Origin of the sequence: Streptomyces sp. IBSBF 2435 (genome assembly GCF_036815005.1) — a bacterium.
In the GTDB taxonomy this organism is placed as follows: Bacteria; Actinomycetota; Actinomycetes; order Streptomycetales; family Streptomycetaceae; genus Actinacidiphila.
Genome location: NZ_JAJSYW010000332.1, coordinates 1 through 3,452 on the forward strand (window position 1 = coordinate 1; position 3,452 = coordinate 3,452).

Annotated in this window: 4 protein-coding genes and 1 pseudogene; all 5 read left to right on the plus strand. The window is 74.0% G+C overall.

Going from position 1 to position 3,452, the window contains the following annotated elements:
- Nucleotides 1-907 (plus strand): DUF4190 domain-containing protein (locus tag V7E46_RS32945; protein WP_333771837.1); only part of this gene is annotated, 907 nt, incomplete at its 5' end.
- 148 nt (nt 908-1,055) lie between these two features.
- Complete coding sequence (locus V7E46_RS32950) at nt 1,056-1,808, plus strand: GntR family transcriptional regulator (RefSeq protein WP_329175093.1); 753 nt, start codon at nt 1,056-1,058, stop codon at nt 1,806-1,808.
- 101 nt (nt 1,809-1,909) lie between these two features.
- Nucleotides 1,910-2,350, plus strand: a pseudogene (locus V7E46_RS32955) (RpiB/LacA/LacB family sugar-phosphate isomerase); the annotation flags it as partial.
- A gap of 144 nt (nt 2,351-2,494) precedes the next feature.
- A complete protein-coding gene (locus tag V7E46_RS32960) occupies nt 2,495-2,725 on the plus strand; it encodes an SPOR domain-containing protein (RefSeq protein ID WP_333771838.1) in 231 nt (76 codons plus the stop codon).
- Complete coding sequence (locus V7E46_RS32965; protein ID WP_329175088.1) at nt 2,722-3,123, plus strand: (deoxy)nucleoside triphosphate pyrophosphohydrolase; 402 nt, start codon at nt 2,722-2,724, stop codon at nt 3,121-3,123. The genes V7E46_RS32960 and V7E46_RS32965 overlap by 4 nt, the downstream gene beginning before the upstream one ends.
- The last annotated feature ends 329 nt before the right edge of the window (nt 3,124-3,452 follow it).

Here is a 3,452-nt window from a genome sequence, read left to right on the forward strand (position 1 = left end):
GCCGTCCCCCGACGGTGTGCCGCCGCCCGCCCGGCCGCCGCACCAGGGCCTGCCGTCGTATCCGCAGCCGCCGCATCCGTACGCGCCGCAGCAGCCCCCGGAGTCCCAGCAGTCGTACCCGCAGCAGCCGCCGCCGAATCCGTACGCCACCGCCGGACCCTACGGGCAGCCCTACCCCGGGGCGCAGCAGCAGCCGTTCGGCTACGCGGCGCCGGGCGGGCAGCCGGGGTACCCGGGCCAGCAGGGCTGGTACGCGCACGAGCGGACCACCAACGGCATGTCGATCGCCGCGCTGGTGGTCGGCCTCATCCCGTGCGTGCCCGTGCTCGGCCTGATCTTCGGGCTGGTGGGCCTCAAGCAGGTCAAGCGGCGCGGCGAGCGCGGCAAGGGGATGGCGGTCGCCGGGATCACGCTCTCCAGTGTGTGGACGCTCGGGCTCGCCGCGCTCATCACGCTCGCCGCGGTCGGCGTCTTCGACGGGGGCAACACCCAGGTCGGCGACCTCAAGGCCGGCCAGTGCTTCAACACCGTCGGCAAGAAGCTGTCCGACTACGGGAGCGACAGCGGCACCCGCTCCACCTCGGTGGACGTCGTGGACTGCGCCGAGGCGCACGACGCCGAGGCCTTCGCGGTCTACGAGATCCAGTCCGGCGCCGACGACCCGTACCCCGGGGTGGACGGGGTCACCGACGACGCGCAGACCAACTGCGTGAAGTACGCCCGCACCTACCTGGATGGCAAGGAGCCGCGGGTGGCCGACAAGCTGTACTTCTACCTGCCGCCGGCCGGCAACTGGGCCGAGCACGAGCGCTCGGTGATCTGCTTCTTCGGCTCCCCCGGCGGCCGGGTGACCGGTTCGGTGAAGTCGGGCGAGAGCCCGGCGCGGGGCACGGGTGTGGGTGTCTGAGCCGCAGGTGGGCGACGGTGTGACCGGCCGCGCCGGCGGGGGTGCGGCCGAAGTGTGCGCGGAGCGTGAGGCTTGGGGCAAGGCTTGCGGTTGAGTACCCAGGGTTGCGAAGCTGTCGCGGACAGTCAACCCCTGGGAGGGGCAGCCCGTGGCATTCGGTGAGCAGCCTGCGTACCTGCGCGTCGCCGACGACCTGCGCCGCAAGATTCTCGACGGCACGCTTCCCCCGCACGCCCGGCTCCCCTCGCAGGCGAGAATCCGCACCGAATACGGCGTCTCCGACACCGTCGCGCTCGAAGCGCGCAAGGTGCTGATGGCCGAGGGCTTCGTCGAGGGCCGCTCCGGCTCCGGTACGTACGTCCGCGAGCGTCCCAGGCCCCGGCGGATCGTCCGCAGCGGCTACCGCCCGGCCGGCCAGGCCACCCCCTACCGGCAGGAGCAGGCGGACGAGGGCAGCAAGGGCACCTGGGAATCGCGCAGCGTGCAGGACACGGCGTCGCTCGACGTCGCCGAGCGGCTGCGGATCGAGCCGGGCGAACGGGTGATGCGCACCCACTACCTCTTCCGCACCGAGGGTGAGCCGACGCTGCTGTCCACCTCGTGGGAGCCGCTGGCGCTGACGGGGCGTACGCCGGTGCTACTGCCCGAAGAGGGGCCGGTCGGCGGGCAGGGTGTGGTGGCCAGGATGGCGGCCATCGACGTGGTGGTGGACCACATGGCCGAGGAGGTCGGCGCCCGCCCCGGGCTGGCCGTCGAGACCGCGGCGCTCGGCGGGGTGCCAGGCCATCTGGTGATCGAGATCCGGCGGACGTACTTCGCCTCGGGGCGGCCGGTCGAGACCGCCGATGTCGTCATCCCCGCGGAGAAATACCGGGCGGTGTACCACCTGCCCGTGCGGTGAGCTGACGGTCCGTCGACTTCTGGTCGAACGCATGGCCGGATCGGTGCCTCTTCGCAGCATTGCCTGCCCGCGCTGTGAAGCTCGGGCGTAGGGTCGGGCATATGCGCATCGCCGTTTCCTCGGACATGGATGAGCTCCCGGCCAGGCTGGTCGTTGACGATCTTCGTCGCCGCGGGCACATTGTGGAGGTGTTCGGCGCGCTGTGCGACGGTGATCGCGCCGACTGGGCCTGGAGCGCGGAGGCGGCGGCGCGCGCCGTCGCGAAAGGCGCCGCGGATCAGGCGGTCGTCTGCTGCTGGACGGGCGCCGGCGCATCCATCGCGGCCAACAAGATTCCCGGCGTACGTGCCGCGTTGTGCGCCGACGCGTACGCCGCGCGCGGAGCACGCGTATGGAGTGACGCGAACGCGCTGGCGCTCGGGCTGCGTACGCTGTCCGGCGGGCTGCTCGCCGAGATTCTCGACGCCTGGTTCGCGGCCGGCGCCGAGCAGGAGCGGGACGCCGAGGACCGCGCGAACATCGCGCATCTCGGCGCGATCGAGTCCACCGGCGCCACTGCCACTGCCCCTGCTACCTCGACCGCCGCCGTCACCGGCGTCACCGCCACTTCGACCGCCAACCCCACCGAGAATGCGACCGCTTCCGGCGCGCAGGCCGGCAGTGCAAGTGAAAGGGCATGACACCTCATGACGTCCGACCTCGTCTGGGTCCTCATACGCCAGGACGACGCCGCCAACCGCTACCGGGTGGGCCGGTACGCGACACGGGCCGAGGCCGAGCGGATCGCCGACCAGCTCGACAGCCGTGACCGTGACCGCGGCCGGCAGAACGGCCAGGAGCAGAGCCAGGGCAACGGCATCCCGCAACCGCGCCGCTACGTCATCGAGCGCATCGCCCCCCGGCTGGCCCAGGCGTGACGGCTGCCCGGCTGGTGGTGGGCGGCGCCGTGCTGTCCGAGGGCCGGCTGCTCGCCGCCCGCCGCACGGCACCCGCCGAGCTGGCGGGCCGCTGGGAGCTGCCCGGCGGCAAGCTGGAGCCGGGGGAGAGCGCGCCGGACGCGCTCGTGCGCGAGCTGCGCGAGGAGCTGGGCGTCGAGGTCGAGCCGCTGGAAAGGGTGCCGGGCCAGTGGCCGGTGGCGGGCGGCGCGCTGATGCTCCAGGTGTGGACGGCCCGCCTGCTCTCCGGCAGCCCGCGCCCCCTCCAGGACCACGACGAACTGCGCTGGCTCCGCTCGACCGAGGTCGACACCGTCGACTGGCTCCCCCAGGACCGCCCAGCGGTCCGCTGGGCCGCCACAAGGCTCACCACCCCCTGACGACCGGCACCCGGGGGTGCCGGTCACCGTCCCGGGCCCGCCCGGCTGCTCCACCGCCGCCGGCCCGCGCGCCGTGCCCGGCGCTATCGCCGCGCCCGCGGAACCCGCCGCTATGTGCCGCGTCCGGCGTGCCTCTGCCAGCTCGTGGGCCGGCCGCCCGGCCCGGCGGCCCACGCCCGCCCCGGGCGCCATGGCCGCGCCTGCGCAAGCCGCCGCGCCCGCGGAACCCGGCGCCATGGCCGCGCCCGCGCAAGTCCCCGGCCCGCCGCGTCAGCGGCTTCCGTGTCCTCCCGGTGGACGTCGTGGGGGCGCGGGGGGCGGGATGATGG

What these genes read in the sequence shown, in the direction of transcription:
- V7E46_RS32960 (WP_333771838.1), top strand. Translation starts at nt 2,495, where the DNA reads ATGACGTCCGACCTCGTCTGGGTCCTCATACGCCAGGACGACGCCGCC.